The organism is Saccharopolyspora sp. NPDC047091, from assembly GCF_040643635.1.
Classification (GTDB): Bacteria; Actinomycetota; Actinomycetes; order Mycobacteriales; family Pseudonocardiaceae; genus Saccharopolyspora_C.
On the sequence record NZ_JBEYUS010000003.1, the window covers coordinates 105,146 to 122,209 of the forward strand.

The 17,064-nt window shown below is 73.5% G+C and carries 15 protein-coding genes and 1 tRNA gene; 3 read left to right on the plus strand and 13 right to left on the minus strand.

Annotated features, from left to right (window positions below):
* The 8 genes from ABZ805_RS02795 to mftA form a co-directional block, all read right to left on the minus strand.
* Nucleotides 1-297: a 4Fe-4S dicluster domain-containing protein gene (locus ABZ805_RS02795; RefSeq protein ID WP_358433303.1), complete on the minus strand. Its 297-nt coding sequence runs from the start codon at nucleotides 295-297 to the stop codon at nucleotides 1-3.
* Nucleotides 298-321: 24 nt separating this feature from the next.
* Complete coding sequence (locus ABZ805_RS02800; protein ID WP_358433306.1) at nucleotides 322-1,680, minus strand: FAD-dependent oxidoreductase; 1,359 nt, start codon at nucleotides 1,678-1,680, stop codon at nucleotides 322-324.
* The gene (locus ABZ805_RS02805) at nucleotides 1,673-2,611 is read right to left on the minus strand and encodes a mycofactocin-associated electron transfer flavoprotein alpha subunit (RefSeq protein ID WP_358433309.1); all 939 of its coding nucleotides are present in this window, start codon (nucleotides 2,609-2,611) and stop codon (nucleotides 1,673-1,675) included. Before ABZ805_RS02805 ends, ABZ805_RS02800 begins: the two co-directional genes overlap by 8 nt.
* Nucleotides 2,608-4,569, minus strand: coding sequence for a mycofactocin system FadH/OYE family oxidoreductase 2 (locus ABZ805_RS02810; protein ID WP_358433312.1), 1,962 nt, complete (start codon nucleotides 4,567-4,569; stop codon nucleotides 2,608-2,610). Before ABZ805_RS02810 ends, ABZ805_RS02805 begins: the two co-directional genes overlap by 4 nt.
* The gene (locus ABZ805_RS02815) at nucleotides 4,566-6,497 is read right to left on the minus strand and encodes a mycofactocin system FadH/OYE family oxidoreductase 1 (protein ID WP_358433315.1); all 1,932 of its coding nucleotides are present in this window, start codon (nucleotides 6,495-6,497) and stop codon (nucleotides 4,566-4,568) included. The genes ABZ805_RS02810 and ABZ805_RS02815 overlap by 4 nt, the downstream gene beginning before the upstream one ends.
* 70 nt (nucleotides 6,498-6,567) lie before the next feature.
* Complete coding sequence (gene mftC / locus ABZ805_RS02820) at nucleotides 6,568-7,770, minus strand: mycofactocin radical SAM maturase (RefSeq protein ID WP_358433318.1); 1,203 nt, start codon at nucleotides 7,768-7,770, stop codon at nucleotides 6,568-6,570.
* A gap of 22 nt (nucleotides 7,771-7,792) precedes the next feature.
* Nucleotides 7,793-8,098, minus strand: coding sequence for a mycofactocin biosynthesis chaperone MftB (gene mftB / locus ABZ805_RS02825; RefSeq protein ID WP_358433321.1), 306 nt, complete (start codon nucleotides 8,096-8,098; stop codon nucleotides 7,793-7,795).
* On the minus strand, nucleotides 8,076-8,183 hold the full coding sequence (gene mftA, locus ABZ805_RS02830; protein WP_358433324.1) for a mycofactocin precursor MftA: 108 nt from the start codon (nucleotides 8,181-8,183) through the stop codon (nucleotides 8,076-8,078). Before mftA ends, mftB begins: the two co-directional genes overlap by 23 nt.
* 81 nt (nucleotides 8,184-8,264) lie before the next feature.
* Between mftA and mftR the strand changes: the two genes are divergently transcribed.
* A complete protein-coding gene (gene mftR, locus ABZ805_RS02835; protein WP_358433326.1) occupies nucleotides 8,265-8,876 on the plus strand; it encodes a mycofactocin system transcriptional regulator in 612 nt (203 codons plus the stop codon).
* On the opposite strand, the gene ABZ805_RS02840 is transcribed toward mftR, so the two are convergent.
* Nucleotides 8,873-9,781, minus strand: a complete 909-nt coding sequence (locus ABZ805_RS02840; RefSeq protein ID WP_358433329.1) for a pseudouridine synthase — start codon at nucleotides 9,779-9,781, stop codon at nucleotides 8,873-8,875. The two genes, mftR and ABZ805_RS02840, sit on opposite strands and share 4 nt — an antisense overlap.
* Before the next feature lie 290 nt (nucleotides 9,782-10,071).
* Here ABZ805_RS02840 and ABZ805_RS02845 point away from each other — a divergent pair.
* A tRNA-Cys gene (locus tag ABZ805_RS02845) sits at nucleotides 10,072-10,145 on the plus strand.
* A gap of 60 nt (nucleotides 10,146-10,205) precedes the next feature.
* Complete coding sequence (locus ABZ805_RS02850; protein ID WP_358433331.1) at nucleotides 10,206-11,342, plus strand: MsnO8 family LLM class oxidoreductase; 1,137 nt, start codon at nucleotides 10,206-10,208, stop codon at nucleotides 11,340-11,342.
* Nucleotides 11,343-11,390: 48 nt separating this feature from the next.
* Here ABZ805_RS02850 and ABZ805_RS02855 read toward each other — a convergent pair whose 3' ends face one another.
* From ABZ805_RS02855 to ABZ805_RS02870, 4 genes are read right to left on the minus strand one after another with little or no spacing between them, the layout of a single operon-like run.
* Entirely contained in the window at nucleotides 11,391-12,338 is a 948-nt protein-coding gene (locus ABZ805_RS02855; RefSeq protein ID WP_358433333.1) for an ABC transporter substrate-binding protein, read from the minus strand.
* Nucleotides 12,335-13,351 (minus strand): acyl-CoA dehydrogenase family protein, encoded by a 1,017-nt coding sequence (locus ABZ805_RS02860; protein ID WP_358433336.1) that lies wholly within the window; start codon nucleotides 13,349-13,351, stop codon nucleotides 12,335-12,337. The genes ABZ805_RS02855 and ABZ805_RS02860 overlap by 4 nt, the downstream gene beginning before the upstream one ends.
* A 40-nt stretch (nucleotides 13,352-13,391) precedes the next feature.
* Complete coding sequence (locus ABZ805_RS02865; RefSeq protein WP_358433339.1) at nucleotides 13,392-14,846, minus strand: hypothetical protein; 1,455 nt, start codon at nucleotides 14,844-14,846, stop codon at nucleotides 13,392-13,394.
* A gap of 28 nt (nucleotides 14,847-14,874) precedes the next feature.
* Nucleotides 14,875-16,818, minus strand: coding sequence for an ATP-binding protein (locus ABZ805_RS02870; RefSeq protein WP_358433342.1), 1,944 nt, complete (start codon nucleotides 16,816-16,818; stop codon nucleotides 14,875-14,877).
* Nucleotides 16,819-17,064: the final 246 nt, after the last annotated feature.

Below are 17,064 nucleotides of genomic sequence, written 5' to 3' on the forward strand. Positions count from 1 at the left end.
TCACCCCTTCCGGAACACGACGCCGTGCCCGCCGGCCGGGTACTCCCAGGTGATGGCACCGCTCTGGTCGCACACCAGGTAGCAGGTGCCGCACTCGAAGCACTGCTCGTGGTTGAACAGGATGCCGCCGTCGGCGGTGGGCACGAACAGGTTCGCCGGGCACGCGGTCACGCACGCTCGGGTCGTGCAGGAGCGGCACACCTCGGTGTCGACCGCGATGTGCGGTTGCTCGGACGCCCGGAAGTCCACTCGGGACATCCGCTCCTCGAAGGAGAGGTCGTGGTACTGGTCTGCCATCGCGGTGCCGTCCTCCCGTTCCGATCAGCCGAAGGTCCGCAAGCCGGTGAAGGCGTCCTTGGCGAGGTCCCGCATCCGCACCCCGTTGCGCTTCGCGGCCCGCCGCAGCAGCGCGCGGAACCCGGGCTTCGGCCGCGGGTTGTCCACTGTGAACACGGATTCGGCGAAGTCGCACAGCAGGCCGGGATACCGCTGCTGCATCCGTTCGGACAGCACCAGACCCGGCGCGTCGCGCAGCTTCTCGTGGTCGGCGAGCACGAAGGAGCTGCGCAGCGCGCTGCGGTACCCGGCGAGCCCGGCCGCCGAGGTGTCCCCGGCGGCCAGCGCGGTGGCCGCGGCACGGCCCGCGTACATGCCGGAGCCGAGCGCGAAGTTCACGCCCTCCAGCCAGATCCCCGCCGCCAGGCACATCCCCGCGGCGTCCCCCGCCAGCAGCAGCCCGTCGCCGATCAGCGGCGGCATCGTCCGGTGCCCGCCCTCCGGGATGAGGTGCGCCGAGTACTCGACGAGCTCGCCGCCGCGCACCAGCGGCGCGATCGACGGGTGCCGCTTCAGCTCGCCCAGCAGCGCTTCCGGCCGCACCTTCGCCTTCGCCAGCCCGCGCAGGCCGAGGACGAGGCCGATGCTGACCGATTCCGCGTTGGTGTAGAGGAATCCGCCGCCGGGCACCTGCCCGGTGCAGCCGAGCATCTCCACGTCGACGCCGCCGCTGCCGGTGACGCCGAACCGCTCGTCGATGGTGTCCTTCGGCAGCGCCAGCGTCTCCTTGACGCCGAGCGTGGTGTGCGAGGCCTGATCGCCGCCGAGCAGCCCGGCCTGCTTGGCCAGGAACGAGTTCACCCCGTCGCAGGCCAGCACGACGCGCGCGGTGAGGTCTCCGTCGGGCCGGTCGGTGCGCACGCCGTGCACGGCGCCGTCGGCGGTCCGCAGCAGCGCCACCGCCACCGTGGACGGCACCAGCACGGCTCCGGCGCGCTGCGCGTGCTCGGCGAGCCACGGGTCGAACTCGGCGCGGTGCGTGGTGGCGCCGTTGTGCGGTGCCCGGCCCCAGTTCTCGCTGCGGAAGTCGACGGTCAGCGACCGCTCGCCGGAGAAGACCATCGTCTGCCTGCGGGTGACCCACCGCTGCACCGGCATCTCCTGCTGCCAGCCGGGGATCAGCCCGTCGAGGACGCGCCCGTAGACGACGCCGCCGTAGACGTTCTTCGAACCGGGGAACGGTCCGCGCTCCAGCAGCGCGACGCTGCGCCCGGCGCGAGCCAGTTCCAGCGCGGCGGCCGAGCCGGCCGGTCCGGCGCCGACGACGATCGCGTCGAAGTCGTAGCGCTGCGGCCGCGGTACCGGTATCGCGGCGGTGGCCGGCCCGGCCCCCTGCTCAGACATGGTGGTCCTCCTCGATCCGGGCGAGCCTGCGCACCAGTTCGGCGAGCAGCAGCTGCGCGTCGGTGACCAGGCCGAGATCGGCCAGCGCGGTCATGGGGCAGCTGGCGTCGGTGTTCACCGACACCACGTGCCGGGGCGCGCCGAGCCCGCCGAGGTGCTGGGCGGCTCCGGACACGCCGAAGGCCAGGTAGAGCTCGGGGCCCACCACGGCGCCGGTGGTGCCGATCTGCCGTTCGTGCGGCGCCCATCCGGCGTCGGTGACGACGCGGGTGGCACCGACCGAGGCGCCGAGGGCGGTGGCGAGTTCTTCCAGCAGCGCCACCGATTCCGGCCCGGTCCGGTCGCCGTGGCCGAGTCCCGCACCGGCGCCGAGCAGCCGGTGCGCCTCGGAGAGGTCGGCGGTCGCCGGGTCCGGCTCCAGCACCTCCAGCACCTCCGCATCGGCGACCGCGGGCAGCCTGATGTCCACATCGGACACTTCGGCGGGAGCGCCGGCGGGGAGCGCGCCGCGCACGCCCGGCACCAGCGACACCACGCACCGCGGCGGGGTGCGCACCGCGACGCCGAGCCTGCCGTCCCAGCGCACCAGGTCCGTGCCGGACCCACCGGTGCGGGTCGCCCCGGCCAGCAGCGGCCGGTCCAGCGCGGCCGCCAGCCGGGGCGCCAGGTCCCGGCCGTCCGGGGAACCCGGCAGCACCAGCCGCGGCACCTCCGCCAGCAGCGGCGCGAGGGCGGCGGCGAACGCGCCCGGCGCGAAGTCCCCGGCCTCCGCGCACCACGCCTGCCGCAGCGGCGGCAGCGCCGGGACCGCCCGGCGGCAGCCGGTGCCGATCAGCACCGCGGCGCCACCCGCTTCCGCGACCGCCTCGTCGCCGCCGACCGGCGGCACGCCGTCCCGCACGACCACCACCGCGACCACGTCCTCCGTCACAGCGCCACCGCCGTCCGATGTCCCTCCAGCACCGCCGCGTGCGCCCGCCGCGGCGCTACGCAGTCGCCGATCCGGTGGACCGGCAGCTCGCCGGTGGCGGAGAGCTCCAGCCACAGCTCTTCTTCCGGTTCCTGGTGGGTCGCGCACACCACCCAGTCGAACACCGCCGCGCCGCTCGCGCCGGTGGTGTGCTTGAGCAGCTGTACCTCGACCCGGTCGTCGTCCGCGGTAGCGCCGAGCACCACCTCGTCGGTGGTCTGCTCGATGCGCTTCGCCGCGGCCCGCACCGCGAACGTCTCCAGGTCGAGCGTGCTGCCGAGGTCCTGGCCGACGACCATGCCGGGCGTGCTGATCCGCACCGCGCAGCCCCGGTCGGCGAGCAGTTCGGCCACCGACGTGGCCTGGTGGAACCCGAGGTCGTCGACCACGAGCACCGCACCGGACGGTGCCGCCCGGCCCTCCAGCACGTCCCGCACGTCCACCACCCGGGCCAGCTCGCCCGCCCAGTGCGGGCGCTGCGGACGCGCACCCGTCGCCAGGATCACCACGTCGGGCCGCAGCGCGCGCAGCGATGCGGCGGTGGCGTGCTCGCCGGTGCGGACCTCGACGCCGTACCGGCGGCACTCGGCGAGCGAATTCCGCACCACGTCGAGGAATTCGGCGCGCTGCGGCACGCTCGCCGCCACCGCGACCTGGCCGCCGGTGGTGGCCTGGCGCTCCAGCAGCGTCACCCGGTGCCCGCGCTGCGCCGCCGTCGCCGCGGCCTGCAGCCCACCGGGGCCACCGCCGACGACCACGACCCGCTTCGCGGCGCGCGGTGGCGGCAGCGGCACGGATTCCCGGCCGGTGCGGGGGTTCTCGATGCAGCCGAGCCAGCGGTTCAGGCCCATCCGACCCACGCACTCCTGGTTGCAGGACAGGCAGGTGCGGATGTCGGCGGCGTGCCCGGACCGGGCCTTCGCCGCGAAGTCCGCGTCGGCGATCTGCCCGCGCACCACGCCGATCAGGTCCGCGTGGCCCTCGGCCAGCGCCCGGTCCGCCTGCACCGGGTCCTTGAACCGGCCCACCCCGACCACCGGCAGGTCCACCGCCTTGCGCAGCGCGCTCGGGATGAACAGGGCGTAGCCGGGCGGCACGCTCATCGACGCCTCGATCAGGTACAGCGTGGCGGTGGCGACCCCGATCGAGGCGTTCACGTAGTCCACGGCGCCGGTGGCCTCGACGAGCCGCGCCACCGCCACCGCTTCGTCGATGGTGGTGCCGCCGTCGATGAGCTCGTCGCCGCACAACCGCACGCCCAGCGCCAGGTCGGGCCCGATCGCCGCGCGCACCGCCGCGACCAGCCGCAGCAGCAGCCGAGCCCGGTTCGGCAGCGCGCCGCCGTACTCGTCGGTGCGCGCGTTCGTGGCGAGGGACAGGAAGCCGCGCACGATCGACGAGTGCGAGCACTGCAGCTCCACCCCGTCGAAGCCGCCGTCCCGGCAGTGCCGCGCCACGGTCGCGTACCCGGCGACGATCTCGTCGATCTCGGCGTGGTCCACGGCCTTCGGCACTTCGCGGAACAGCGGGTCCGGGATCGGCGACGGCGCCCACACCGGCAGCCGCGAGTACATCCCGGAGGCCTGCCCGCCGTTGTGGTTGAGCTGCGCGAAGATCGGCACCCCGTGCGCGTGCACCGCGTCGGTGATCCGCCGGTAACCGGGCACGACCTCCGGGTGGAAGCCGTGGATCAGCTTCTCGTACGGCCAGTCGGTCGGATGGGTGGAGTGCTCCTCGGTGATGATCAGCCCGGCGCCGCCCGCGGCCCGCGCCGCGTAGTAGGCGGCGTGCTGCTCGGTGGGCAGCCCACCGGCCGCGTAGTTCGTCAGGTGGGCGGAGAACACGATGCGGTTGGCGACGGTGACCGGTCCGAGCCGCAGCGGTTGGAACAGGTGCCGGTACCGGCCGGTGGCGCTCATGCCGGTACCACCAGGTCGCGGACCAGGGCGAACGCGGCGCGCCGGCCTTCCCGGACGGCTTCGTGCGCGGTGCGCGGCGCCACCCGGTCGCCGACGGACGCGCCGAAGTCCGGCGGCGGAGCGGGGTCGGGCAGCCGGTGCCCGCAGTGCACGACGAGCTCGGCGGGCAGGGTCCGTTCGGCGCCGGTGAGCACGTCGGCCAGCAGCACCTCGCCGGGCCGCACCGCCCGCAGCGCGCTGCGCTTGGCGAGCACCACCCCGGCGCGCTGCAAGCGAGCGTTCGCGTCCGCCAGGTCGCCGGTGCGGGCGAGCTGGGTGCCGATCACCTGGTCCTGGCTGATGATCGAAACCTCCCGCCCGGTGGCGGCGAGGAGTTCGGCGACGGCGACGCCGGTGGCGTCGCCGACCGGGTCGAACACGGCGACCGGGCCGTCCGGCACCACCTCGCCGAGCCGCCGGTCCCGGACCGCGCGCAGCAGGTCGGCGGCCTCCAGCACGGGTGCGGTGCTCGCGTAGTGCCGCGGTCCGGGGGCGGAACCCGTTGCGGCGACGAGGAATTCCCCCGGCCCGGGCCGGGCTTCCGCGCCGGTGGTGATCGGGACGCCGAGCTCGCGGACCTCCGCGACCAGCCAGTCCACCAGCGCGCCGAGCCGTTCCCGGCCGGGCAGCAGCGCCGCGAGCGCGAGCATCCCGCCGAGCCGGTCGGTGCGCTCGACCAACCGCACCGGGTGCCCGCGCAGCGCCAGCACCCGCGCGGCCTCCAATCCGGCGGGACCGCCACCCGCGACGAGCACCGGCCGTCCGTCGCCGGTCCCGCCCGGGACCGGATCGGTGGTCTCGTGCCCGGTGCGCGGTTCGCCGAGGCAGCTCACCAGCGGGTTGCGCTCGTCGCGCACCCGGCACTGCTGGTTGGTGAGCGTGCACGGCCGAACCCGCCGTCCCGCCCGGACCTTCCGCACCAGCGCCGGGTCCGCGAGCTGGGCGCGCGTCATCTCCACCAGGTCCGCCGTCCCGTCGTCCAGCGCGGCCTGCGCCTGCGCCGGATCGACCACGGAACCCTGCAACACCACCGGGGCCGCCCCGGCCACGGCGTCGCGCACCGCCCGGCACAGCTCCCGGTTGAACCCGGGTTCGGCGTGCGCGTCGGGCGTGGTCGCGGCGGCGCCCATCGCGGAACCGCGCACCACGGCCAGGTAATCCACCTCGGGGGCGAGCGCGGCGGCGAGCTCGGCGCCCTGCTCCGGGGTGATGCCCGCCCACGGCGCGAGCTCGTCGCAGGACAACCGCAGCCCCAGCACCCGGCCGGCGCCGAGTTCGGCGCGGACCGCGGCGAGCACCTCGCGCAGCAGCCGGGCGCGGTCGGTGCCGTACTCGTCGCCGCGCTGGTTCGTCAGGCCGGACAGGAACTGGCGCAGCAGCGAGAACTGGCCCGCCCCGACCTCCACTCCGTCCACATCGGACTCGACTGCGGTTCGGGCCGCGGCCGCGAAACCCTCGACGAGGGAGCGGATCTCGCGGTGCTCCACCGCCATCGGCAGTTCCCGGCTTGCCACGTCCGCAACCCGCGACGGCGCCCACAGCGCCGCCTGCGACCGGGCCGACGAACCCTGCGAACCCGCGTGCCCGAGCCCGGCCAGCACCAGCGCACCGTGCGGGCGGCAGGCCGCCACGACCGCCGCCCAGCCCGGCCCGCACTCGGTGGCCAGCGGCGCGCGCTCGTACGGCCAATCCGATTCGTGCGCGCTCGCGACCTCGGTGACCACGATCCCGGCGCCGCCCGCGGCCCGCTCGGCGTAGTGGGCGGCGTGCGCACCGGACAGCGCGCGCCCGTCGCCCAGGTTCGTCTCGTGCGGCCCGAACAGCACCCGGGACGGTGCTTCGCGCCCGGCGAGCACCACCGGCTCGGTGAGACCCGCAGATCCGCTCATGTGGTGGGAGCCTTCCGTGGATGCGGCGGAACCGCCCGTCCGGTTCGGCCGAACGGGCCGTTCGCCCGGGTCAGGGGCGGAAACCGGCGAGCGGGCTGGTGTCGCAGGCCCGATCGGGCGGCGGCTGCTCGTCCGGTGGTCCCCAGCCGATGCCCACCGCCACTGGTTCCTCCCGGTGGCGGGGCGCGGTGCGGTGCGAGTGGTCCTTGTCCGGTTTCGGCACCGCGGCCCCGACCCCGGCCAGCGCGCGTTCCCCGTTGCCCAGCACGCACTCCGGGTCCGGCCCGTCCAGCGGCAGCCCGGTGAAGAACTTCGCCGCCATGCACCCGCCCTGGCACGCGTCGTAGGCGGCGCAGGACGTGCACGCGCCGCCGGTCTGCGGCGCCCGCAACCGCTCGAACAGCTCCGATTCCCGCCACACCGCCCCGAATCCGCCCTCATCGCGCACGTTGCCCGCGAGGAACTCGGAGTGGATCGCGAACGGGCAGGCGTAGACGTCGCCGATCGGGTCGATCAGGCACACCACCCGGCCCGCGCCGCACAGGTTCAGCCCCGGCAGCGGGGTGGAACCGAGCGCGTTGAGGTGGAAGAACGAATCTCCGGTGAGCACGCCTTCGCCGTGCGCGACGAGCCAGTCGTAGATCTCCCGCTGCTGCCCCGCGGTCGGGTGCAGCTCGTCCCACACGTCGGCGCCGCGTCCGGACGGCCGCAGCCGGGTGAGGCGCAGCTGTGCGCCGTGCTCGTCGGCGATCGCCTTGAACCGGTCCAGCTGGCCGACGTTCTCCCTGGTCAGCACCACGCTGATCTTGAAGTCGGCGAATCCGGCGTCGCGCAGGTTGCGCATCGCCGTCATCGCCGTGTCGAAGGAACCCGCTCCGCGCACCCGGTCGTTGACCTCCGCGGTCGCCCCGTCGAGGGACAGCTGCACGTCCACGTAGTCGGTGCCCGCCAGCCACCGCGCCCGCTCCGGTGTCAGCCGCACCCCGTTCGTGGAGAACTTCACCCCGACCTGGTGCTCGACGGCGTACTCGACGAGGTCCCAGAAATCGGCGCGCACGGTCGGTTCCCCGCCGCCGATGTTCACGTAGAACACCTGCATCCGCTGCAGCTCGTCGATCACCGCCTCGCACTCGGCGGTGGACAGCTCCCGCGGATCGCGCCGCCCGGACGCGGACAGGCAGTGCACGCAGGACAGGTTGCACGCGTAGGTGAGCTCCCAGGTGAGGCAGATCGGGGAGTCCAGGCCGTGCTGGAAGTGCTCGACTAGCCGCATGTGCGCCTCCTCGCGGGGCGGTTCAGTCGCGGGGCCGGATGGTGCCCGCCTCGCGCAGTCCGGCGAGAGCGGTCAGGTAGCGCGGGTGCTGCTCGACGGGCACGTCGGCGGCGGTGAGCGCGGCGTGCACGTCCGGCTGGTGTTCGAGTTCGCGGACCACGGCGACGAGCTCCGGCGTCTTCAGGAACGACAGCCGCCGCGTGGTGAAGTCGTAGACGAGCGCGCCGAAGCGCTCCGGGCGCAGCGAGACGGCCGGGCTCAGCCGGTGTGGGCGACCGGGGTCGAACCCGGCCGGCCCGCCCGGATCAGTAGACGCCGCACATGCCATCGATCGACACTTCCTCGACGAGCAGGTCGTCCTCCACCCCGTCGGCGGGGGCGGTGCCGCTCGCGTCGTGCTGGGATTCGCTCATGGGATGCTTCCTCCCGATCACTCACTGCGATGTGGTGGCCGCCACACGATATGGGCACCCGGTGTCACAATGGAAGAGGCGATGACCGGACCGACCCGCGACCACACTTCCGGACCAACCACGGGTCCCGGCAGGCGGCGCACCACCAGCCCCGCCGAGCTCGAACGCGTCGCGTTCGCGCTGTTCGACTCGGACGGGTTCGACCGCACCACCGTGGAGCACATCGCGCGCGCCGCGGGAATCGGGCGGCGCACCTTCTTCCGGTACTTCGGCTCGAAGAACGACGTGGTGTGGGGCGCGTTCACCGAGCGCCTCGACGTGATGCGCGCGGGGTTCCGCGCCCGACCCGCGGACGAGCCGCTGCTGGAGTCGATCCGCGCGGTCGTCGTCGACTTCAACCGGGTCGACCCGGGGGAGGGTGAACGGCACCGCCGCCGCCTCGAACTGATCCTGCGGGTGCCCGCGCTGCAGGCGCACTCGACGCTGCGCTACGCGGACTGGCGGGCCGTCGTCGCCGAGTTCGCCGCCGACCGGCTCGGCGAACCGGTCACCGCGCTGCGCCCGCAGGCCGTCGCGCACTCCACCCTCGGCGCGGCCCTCGCCGCCTACGAGCACTGGTTGTCGAACCCGGGAACGGACCTGTGCGCGGCCCTCGACGACGCCCTGCGCGATCTGGGGCGCGGGTTCGGCTAGCGGTCCAGGGACAGGGCGCGGCGGCTGGTGAAGCGGCGCGGCTCTCCGGTGATCGGATCGTCGAAGGCGAGCTCCTTCGCCAGCAGCCGCAGCGGATCGGTGAAGTCGTCCGCGGCCCGCTCCCGGACCGCCGGGTACAGCTCGTCGCCGAGGATCGGCACGCCCAGCGCGGCCAGGTGCACCCGCAGCTGGTGGGTGCGGCCGGTCGCGGGCCGCAGCCGGTAGCGGCCGAGCCCGTCGCGGTGTTCCACGAGCTCCACCCGCGTCTCGGCGTTCACCGGGCCCGGCACCTCGCGCGCCTGGAGCACGCCGCGTTCCTTCTCGATCCTGCTGCGCACCACCCGCGGCAGCGCGAGATCCGGGTCGTGCGGCGCGATCGCCTCGTATTCCTTGCGCACCGCCCGGTCCTGGAACAGCAGCTGGTAGGGCCGCCGCGCGGCCTCGTGCACGGTGAACAGCACCAGGCCCGCGGTCAGCCGGTCGAGCCGGTGCGCCGGGCTCAGCTCCGGCAGCTCCAGCCTGCGGCGCAACCGCACCAGCGCGGTCTCGGCGACGTGCCCGCCGCGCGGCGTGGTGGCCAGGAAGTGCGGCTTGTCCACCACCAGCAGGTGCTCGTCGCGGTGCAGCACCTCCGGTTCGAACGGCACCGGTACCTCCACCGGCGGTTCTCGCCGCAACCACAGGAGATCGCCCGGCGCGAACGGGGTGGTGGCGTCCACGAACCGGCCGTGCCGGTCGGCGACGCGCTCTTCGCGCAGCATCCGGTCCACCTCGTCCGCCGGGATCGGCAACCGGTCGACCAAGTGGTCGCGCATCGTCGCCCACGAACCCGCGTCCGGGGTGCGCAGCCGCGCGGCGTCCAGGCCGTCGCGCTGCGGCAGGGGGGATCGGAGCTTGCGTCGCATCACCGGCCAGCCTACGGCGCGGCCGGTGGCCTGCGGTTCCGGGCGAGCTCGTCCAGCCAGTGGGACGCGGCCCGAGTTCGTTGACGCTCCGGCCGGAACGGCGCCAGAATCGTGGCGTGGACATCGAGGCGCGGTTCTTCTTCGCTCGGCGGCACGTCGACCTCCGGCGGCACGCCAGCTCGATCTGTGCCCCCGCGCTGCCCTGAGCAGCACCCTCCCGGACCCTGACGTGGTCCGATGTGGACGATTCTGGTCACCCGATCTCCGGCAGGCGCCGCGGATCGGGTCGTGGCGGAGTGACCGAGAGGCCAGGTAAGGGCCTGCAAAGCCCTGCACGCGGGTTCGAATCCCGCCTCCGCCTCCACGATCCGCTGTGGACCGCCCGCTCCTCCGGCCGGGGAGAGCGGGCGTGCTGGAGGAAGCGATGACCGCGGTACCGCTCTCGATCCTCGACCTCGCACCCATCCCCACCGGCGGCACCGCGGGTGGCGCGCTGCGCGACACCGTCGAACTCGCCCGGCACGCCGAGCAGTGGGGGTACCGGCGGTTCTGGCTCGCCGAACACCACCTGGTGCCCGGTGTCGCCTCTTCCTCGCCCGCGGTGCTCATCGCCGCGGTGGCCGCCGCGACCGAGCGGATCCGCGTCGGATCCGGGGCGGTGCTGCTCGGCCAGCACAGCCCGCTGCAGGTCGCCGAGGACTTCGGCACCCTGGCCCAGCTGCACCCGGACCGCATCGACCTCGGCCTCGGCCGCTCCGGGCTCGCCAAGTACGTCGAATTCGCCAAGGCCGCCGCCGCGGCTCCCGCACCGGTCACCGTGCCGGAACCCGCGTACGTGGACGGACTTCCGGTGCCGCGCGCCGCCCGCGGCGGAGGCCTGTCGCGGTCCCGCGTCGACCAGCTCGAAGGGCACGCGCTGCTGCTCGGCGACATCGGGCGGTCCGACTACGCCGAGCAGGTCCGCGAAGTGCTCGCGTTCCTCGACGGCACCTTCCGCGACGGCGATGGCCGCGAGGCGCACGCGATCACCGCCGAGCACGCGGCGTTGCAGGTGTGGGTGCTCGGCGCCAGCGCGGGACCCAGCTCGCGGGCGGCCGGGGAGCTCGGGCTGCCGTTCGTGTCCAACTACCACGTCACCCCGGGCACCGTGCTCGATTCCGCCGCGTCCTACCGGGACGCGTTCACGCCCTCCGCACGGCTCGACCGGCCGCACCTCGTGGTGTCCGCGGACGTGCTCGTCGCCGAGGACGACGCGACCGCGCAGGAACTCGCCACCCCGTTCGCCGGGTGGGTGCACGACATCCGCCACGGCGACGGGGCACAGCCCTACCCGAGCCCGGACGAGGCGCGCCGCCGCCGGTGGACCGAGGCCGAACGGGCTCGCGTCGCCGACCGGCTGCAGACCCGGATCGTCGGTTCGCCGGAGACCGCGGTGGAACGGCTCGACGTGCTGCGGCGGGTCACCGGCGCGGACGAACTGCTCATCACCACCATCACCCACGACCCGAAGGACCGGCTGCGCTCCTACGAACTCCTCGCCGAGGCCTGGTCCCGATCCTGAACCGCCGGCTGACCGGCCCGTCGGCCCGCGCAGGCCGGGCGGGTGGGATCAGCGGCGGTGGTGGGCCGCGTCGGCGATGCGGGGGAGGAGGTGGTCGATCAGGTACGGCAGGGAGAGCACCCCGGGCTGGCGCAGCAGCGGCCAATCCGCCTGCGCCAGCGGCAGGTAGCCGCCGTCCCGGACCGCGCCCAGCGCACCGAACACCGGCAGCGATTCGATCTGCGGCCGCACCGCCGGGTTCGGGTACGCGGTGATGAGCACGTCGGTGTCGATCCGCGCCAGGTTCTCCGCGCTGACCTGCGCGTTGAACGCCTCACCCGGCAGGTCCGCCGCCGCGGGGGACAGCACCATCCCGAACTCGGTCAGCGTGCGCACCGTGACGTCCTGCCCGGACCGGATCACCCCGAGCCCGCCGGGGCTGTGCCCGAGGGTGACCGCGACCTCGGCGCCCGCCAGCTGCGGGTGCGCGGCGCCCGCCTCGCGGATGCGCCGCTCGGTGTCGGCGACGAGCCGGTCCGCCTCGGCGGGCTCGCCGAGCGCGCGCCCCACCTGGCGGGTGGTCGTCTGCCACGGCTCCTCGTCCGGCTTCGTCTCGAAGGCCGTGGTCGGGGCCAGCCGGGACAGCGCCGCGTACTCCCCGTCGATGTAGTAGTCGCTGCCCGCGAGGATCAGGTCCGGGTGCAGCTGGGCGATGGCCTCCGCGGAGTAGCCCTGGTCGGTGGGCCGCAACGTCACCGGGTCCCAGCCCGGCCGCCGCTGCCACGGCTGCACGTCCGCGCTCAGCGGCAGCCCGATGCCGACCGGTTCCACGCCGAGCGCGAGCGCGGCGTCGACGTCGGCGGGCCCCAGCGCGACCACCCGCGCCGGATGCGCGGGCGCGATCGTGGTGCCGAGCGCGTGCCGGACCTCCGCCCCGGTGCGCGCCGGGGCCTGCGGGGCCGACGAGCACCCGGCGACGAGGCCGAGCAGCAGGGCGACGATCGCGATCCGCTTCACCGCGCACCTCCGGAGAGCAGTTCGAGGATGCCGTCCTTGATCGGCGGCCGGGACGCGGCGACCAGGGTGAACGTCGCCTCCCGCACCAGCCGCTGCCCGTGCTCGCCGAGCAGCAGCGCCGAACTGCCCGCCGCGGCCACCAGCGCGCCGGCGGCGCGCAACGCCAGTTCCGCGGCCGCCGCCCGCGCCGGGGAGATGTCGGTGCCCGCGGCGAACGCCTCGTCCAGCCGGTCCCGCACCGCATCCCGCTCCGCTTCGAACCGGTCGGCGATCTCGGGCCGCCCCGCGTCCGCGATGAGGCGGGCGCAGCGTCCCGCGATCCCCAGCGGCATCGCCCCGTTCAACCGGGCCGCCCCGGCCTGCGCGGCGAGCAGGGCCACGTGCGGCACCACGCCCAGCACCCGTTCGGCGGGCAGGAAGTGGTCGTCGAACCGCAGCCGCACCGTCGCGGTGGCCTGCGCCGCGACCAGTTCGAGCGGCTCGACGCGGACACCGGAGGCGGGGCGCGCGTCGAGCAACCCGTTCACCACCGAGTCCCCGTCCCGCGCCGACACCTGCAGCACGTCCACCAGACCCCAACCGCTGACGAACGGCGCTTCGCCGTCGAGCCGGTAACCGCCGTCCACCGGTGTCGCGAGCAGCCGCGGCGGCTGCGGAATCGCCCCGGCGAACGACACGCCGCCGCGCAACCTCCCGCGCACCGCGTCCGCCAAGTGGCGATCGCGCAGCTCGGTCCGATCCGTCGTCAGCAGCCCGCGCACCACGCCGTGGTGCTGCGCCCAGACGAACGTGGTGCTCAGACATCCGCCGGAGAGCGCCTCCACGATCCGGCCCGCCTCGTCGAGCGGGAGCTCCGGGCCGCCGTGCTCGCGGGGCGCGACCGCGCCGTAGAAACCGTGCTCGGCCAGCAGGTCGAAGTGGGACGCCGGCACCGCTCCCGCGGCATCGACCTCGGCCGCCGCGGGGAACAGCACCTCGTCCGCCAGCGCCTGCGCGCGTTCGTAGGAGACCACCTGGTGAGGCTAGCCTGAGATCCACGAGCGGGTGAAGGAATCAGCCGGGTTCGGTGCCGGTCCGCACGACTTCCGCCTCGCCATTCCCGATGCGGCGCAGCACGGGTATGTCCTCGTCCACTCGATCGCCGCTCCTGCCGTCGATCTGAAAAGTTCCGCTCGCTCCGGGGACACTGTTGAGCAGGTAGAGGTTGGCCCGGACGCCCTCGGCCGTAGGAACCTTCTCCTCTTCGTTCTTCACCGCTCGCTGCGCGGCGAGCGTTGCGGTGAACGTGGCGTCGTGGCCCATCACGCTCCAGTTCGACACGTCGGTTTTCGTCCCGAACAGGTTTTTCAGCCGGCTTTCGAAGCCGGTGAATTGCGAGCGCTGCGGGTTGTCCGGCGATCCCAGCGCCGCCGGGTCGGCGGCCGATGCGTACACCACCGACACCGGTCCGTCACCCGGTTCGCGGGGGAGCGAGAGGTCGGTGGACTCGGACCCGGTGATGATCGTGATGGGGGTTTTGTTGTTGCAGCTGCGCTTGCGCACCTGATCGACGAACTCGCCCAGCAGGTTGCTGCGCCCTGCGTACAGCACCACGTTCGCCGCCTTCGTGGCGTCGTCCTCGCCGCACAACCGATCCGCGATGTACCCGAACTGGGTGCTCACACCGAACCTGTTCCGTCCTCCGGTGTAGGGCGGGTCGGACCTGCCGGTGCGCTCCCACTCCTCGCGGAACAGTTCCTCGAAGTTCCTTCGAAGGTCATCGGTGTAGTAGTCGTTAGGATTGTCATCGCGGACCAGCATCGCCCGTGGATCTTCAACCACTTGATCAAGGTGCTCGGCGACGGTGCTGAGCTCTTGTTTCAAGCTCGGCGACACCCGGGTCAAACCCGCGATCTTCGGACCGTACTCGTTGGGGAGGCTGTTGAAGCGGTCGGCGCTGAGGTAACCGACCATGGGGATCCCAGCTGCGGCGAGCTTGCTGGCGCCATAAACGGTTTCGGGAGAACTCAGCCCGAGTCCGGTGACGGCCACGAGTTGGTCCGATTCGACCATGTTGATCAGTCGGTTGGTCACATCGTCCCAGGAACGCTCGTACGATCCCTCGTTGGCCAATGCCAACCGGATCTTCAGCCCCGGTTCCTCCGCATTCGCGTTGAGCTGCGCGACGTGAGCACCTTCCAAATAGGCCTGGATCTGCTTGATCGAGAGGCTGTCGCCTTCTTCGGCGGTCATCGGCATCAGCACGGCGACAGTGACGACGTACGGGTCGTCCTCGACCTGAGCGTTCTCGTCGCGGATCCGACGTTCCACGTCGGCCAGTTCGGGCGAGAACACCTCGTCCCCGAAGGTGACGCCCACGCATTCGTTCCCGACCCGGGATGTCCCGCTCCCGCATTCGGAGAACGCCCAGCTCACGGTGACGACGCCGAGTGCCAGGACGAGCGCGCAGCCCGCGGCCAGTGCGATGCGGAGCCCCCATCGGGGGCGCGGTGGTTGTTCGAAAGTCACGCTGATCCTCTCCTCGCCGGGGTGCGGTTCAGTCGGTCAGTTCGGACCACCTGCGGTACTTCTCCGATTCGGCGCGGAGGGTGGCCAGTCCGCTGCCGGAGTGCGGGGCTATGTCGTCGAAGCAGGCGGCGATCTCCAGGAAGAGCGCGTGCCGCCTGCTGTCGCCGAGCGGATCGGTGTCGATCCACAGCGCCGCGACCAGCCGCGCGACCGAGGCCGCCGGGACGTCGCCGGGGTCGGTCCAGGAGGCGAGCGAGCGCACCTGGTCGGGCTGCGCCATCCGGTGGTCGAGGCGGTTCGGTGCCGAGGTGATCGTGCCGAGCAGGTAGAGCCAGGTGGACAGTTCGCTGAACGGCAGCAGCATCGCGAGGTGCCGCGCCACCGGCTCCACGTCGCCGACGGCGAGCGCGTGGTAGAACACGCCCGCTTCGTCGCCGTGCTCGGTGTGCTCCTGGCGGAACCAGGAGTGCACCGCCGTCCAGCTCGCGCGGTCGTCCTCGGGCCGGGCGGCGAGTTCCCGCAGCAGCACTCGGCGCAGCACCGGCGGCAGCACCTGCTGCCCGTCGGCGGCGGAGATCCACAGTTCCGGGGCGAACAGGGACCGCACGTCGTGGCCGAGCATCAGCCCGCTGCGCGCCACCAGCTGCTCCGCTTCGTCCCGGTGGCGCGCCGCCGAGCAGGTCACCAGGTCGTGCAGCGTCTCCTCGGTCAGCCCGGTGCGGAACGCTTCGGCGGGCCCGAACGAGCCGCGCGGTCCGAGCCGGGGCGCGTGGCCGAGCAGCGGGGTCAGGTCCACCGGATCGCCGGGGTGCGCCCGGATGCCTTCCAAGACCCTGCGGGTCGCGTCGGGATGTCCGCCGGTGAGCCGGAAGAGAGCGGCGGCGATCCGGTTCTTCTGGTTGCCCGCGTAGCGCCCGAGCTCGTCGACCGTGTTGGCGACCTCGTCGCGGGTGAGGTCGCGCATCCGCACCGGGTGCCAGGACTTGCCGCCGCAGTCCAGGAAATCGGTGTAGTACGGCGAGGGCCCGTTCGGGTCGAGCCGTTCGATGTCGCGCATCGGGGCGGCTTCGCCGGTGGCGATGACGGCGGCGGCGCGCTTGCCGTGGCTGGCGGCGACGACGGTCAGCGGGTCGTCGTCGCCGGGCTGGTGCGCGGCGTGCTGCCTGCGGGTCTGCACGAGCGCGTCGAGCAGTGGTTTCGAGGCGGGGGAGTCGACGTCGTCGAGCAGCAGCAGGTAGTTGAACCGGCGCTGCGCGTTCCAGGTGCCGCGGTCGAACTCGGCGCGCAGGTCGGCGAGGAGCGCGGCCCACAGCAGCTCCGCGGTCTCGCGCGCGTCGTCCTGGTTCAGCGGGGTGGCGGCCCGCCGGTTGAGCTCGACGAGCACGTCCAGCGCGTCGCGGCCGAGTTCGCGGTCCTGGTGCCCGAACCAGTCGGCGTCGAGGACCGCGCGGCGCCCGTGGCGCCAGGACGCGAGTCCGCGCAGCACCCCGTCGGCGAGCCGGCGCCCGCGGGGTTCGGCGTGCGGGAGGAGTTCGCCGAGCAGTGCGCGCAGCGGGTCGGCGCGGCGGTGCAGCGCGAGTGCGCTCGTGGCCTGGCCGCGGGCCAGCCCGGGCGCGGCGTCGAGCTGCTGGGCGGCCACCACCTGCCCGGCGATGAACCGGGGCAACGCGATCGGGACGTGGCTGTGCGCGTTGAGCTCGGCGGCGATGTGGGCGAGGGTGGCGCAGGTGGTGCCGAGCGCGGTGCAGTCCAGCCGGGCGTAGGGGACCTCGTTGTCGTGCAGCCGGTGTGCGAGCGCATCCAGGAACGCGGACTTGCCGCTGCCGCGCGGTCCGGTGAACAGCAGCACCGGCTGCGGTCTGCCGGTGCGCTCCGGCCGGTGGGCGAACTCCTGGACCAGCGTCATCGCGGATTCGCGGCCGAACAGGTGTCCCCCGCTGTTCGGCCCGTTCGCGGTTGCGTGCAGTGCCACGAGAAGCCCCCCGACTTCATTCAGTTGAACCGACTGCGTCCCCCGATCAGCCACACAGCGTAGCCACATGTGATCTACCCGTCAAACGAGTTCGTGGCGGTGTGGCGACGGGATGCCTGGTATCGCACGGTTTCCGGGACCGTCCACTGTGGTCTGGGGCAGGCGCCCGTGCACTACTGGCCGTAAGCCTTCCGGGCGTCATCCTGATAGCCGATCCGGCCTCGCTCGGCCGAGTTGCACCTGTCA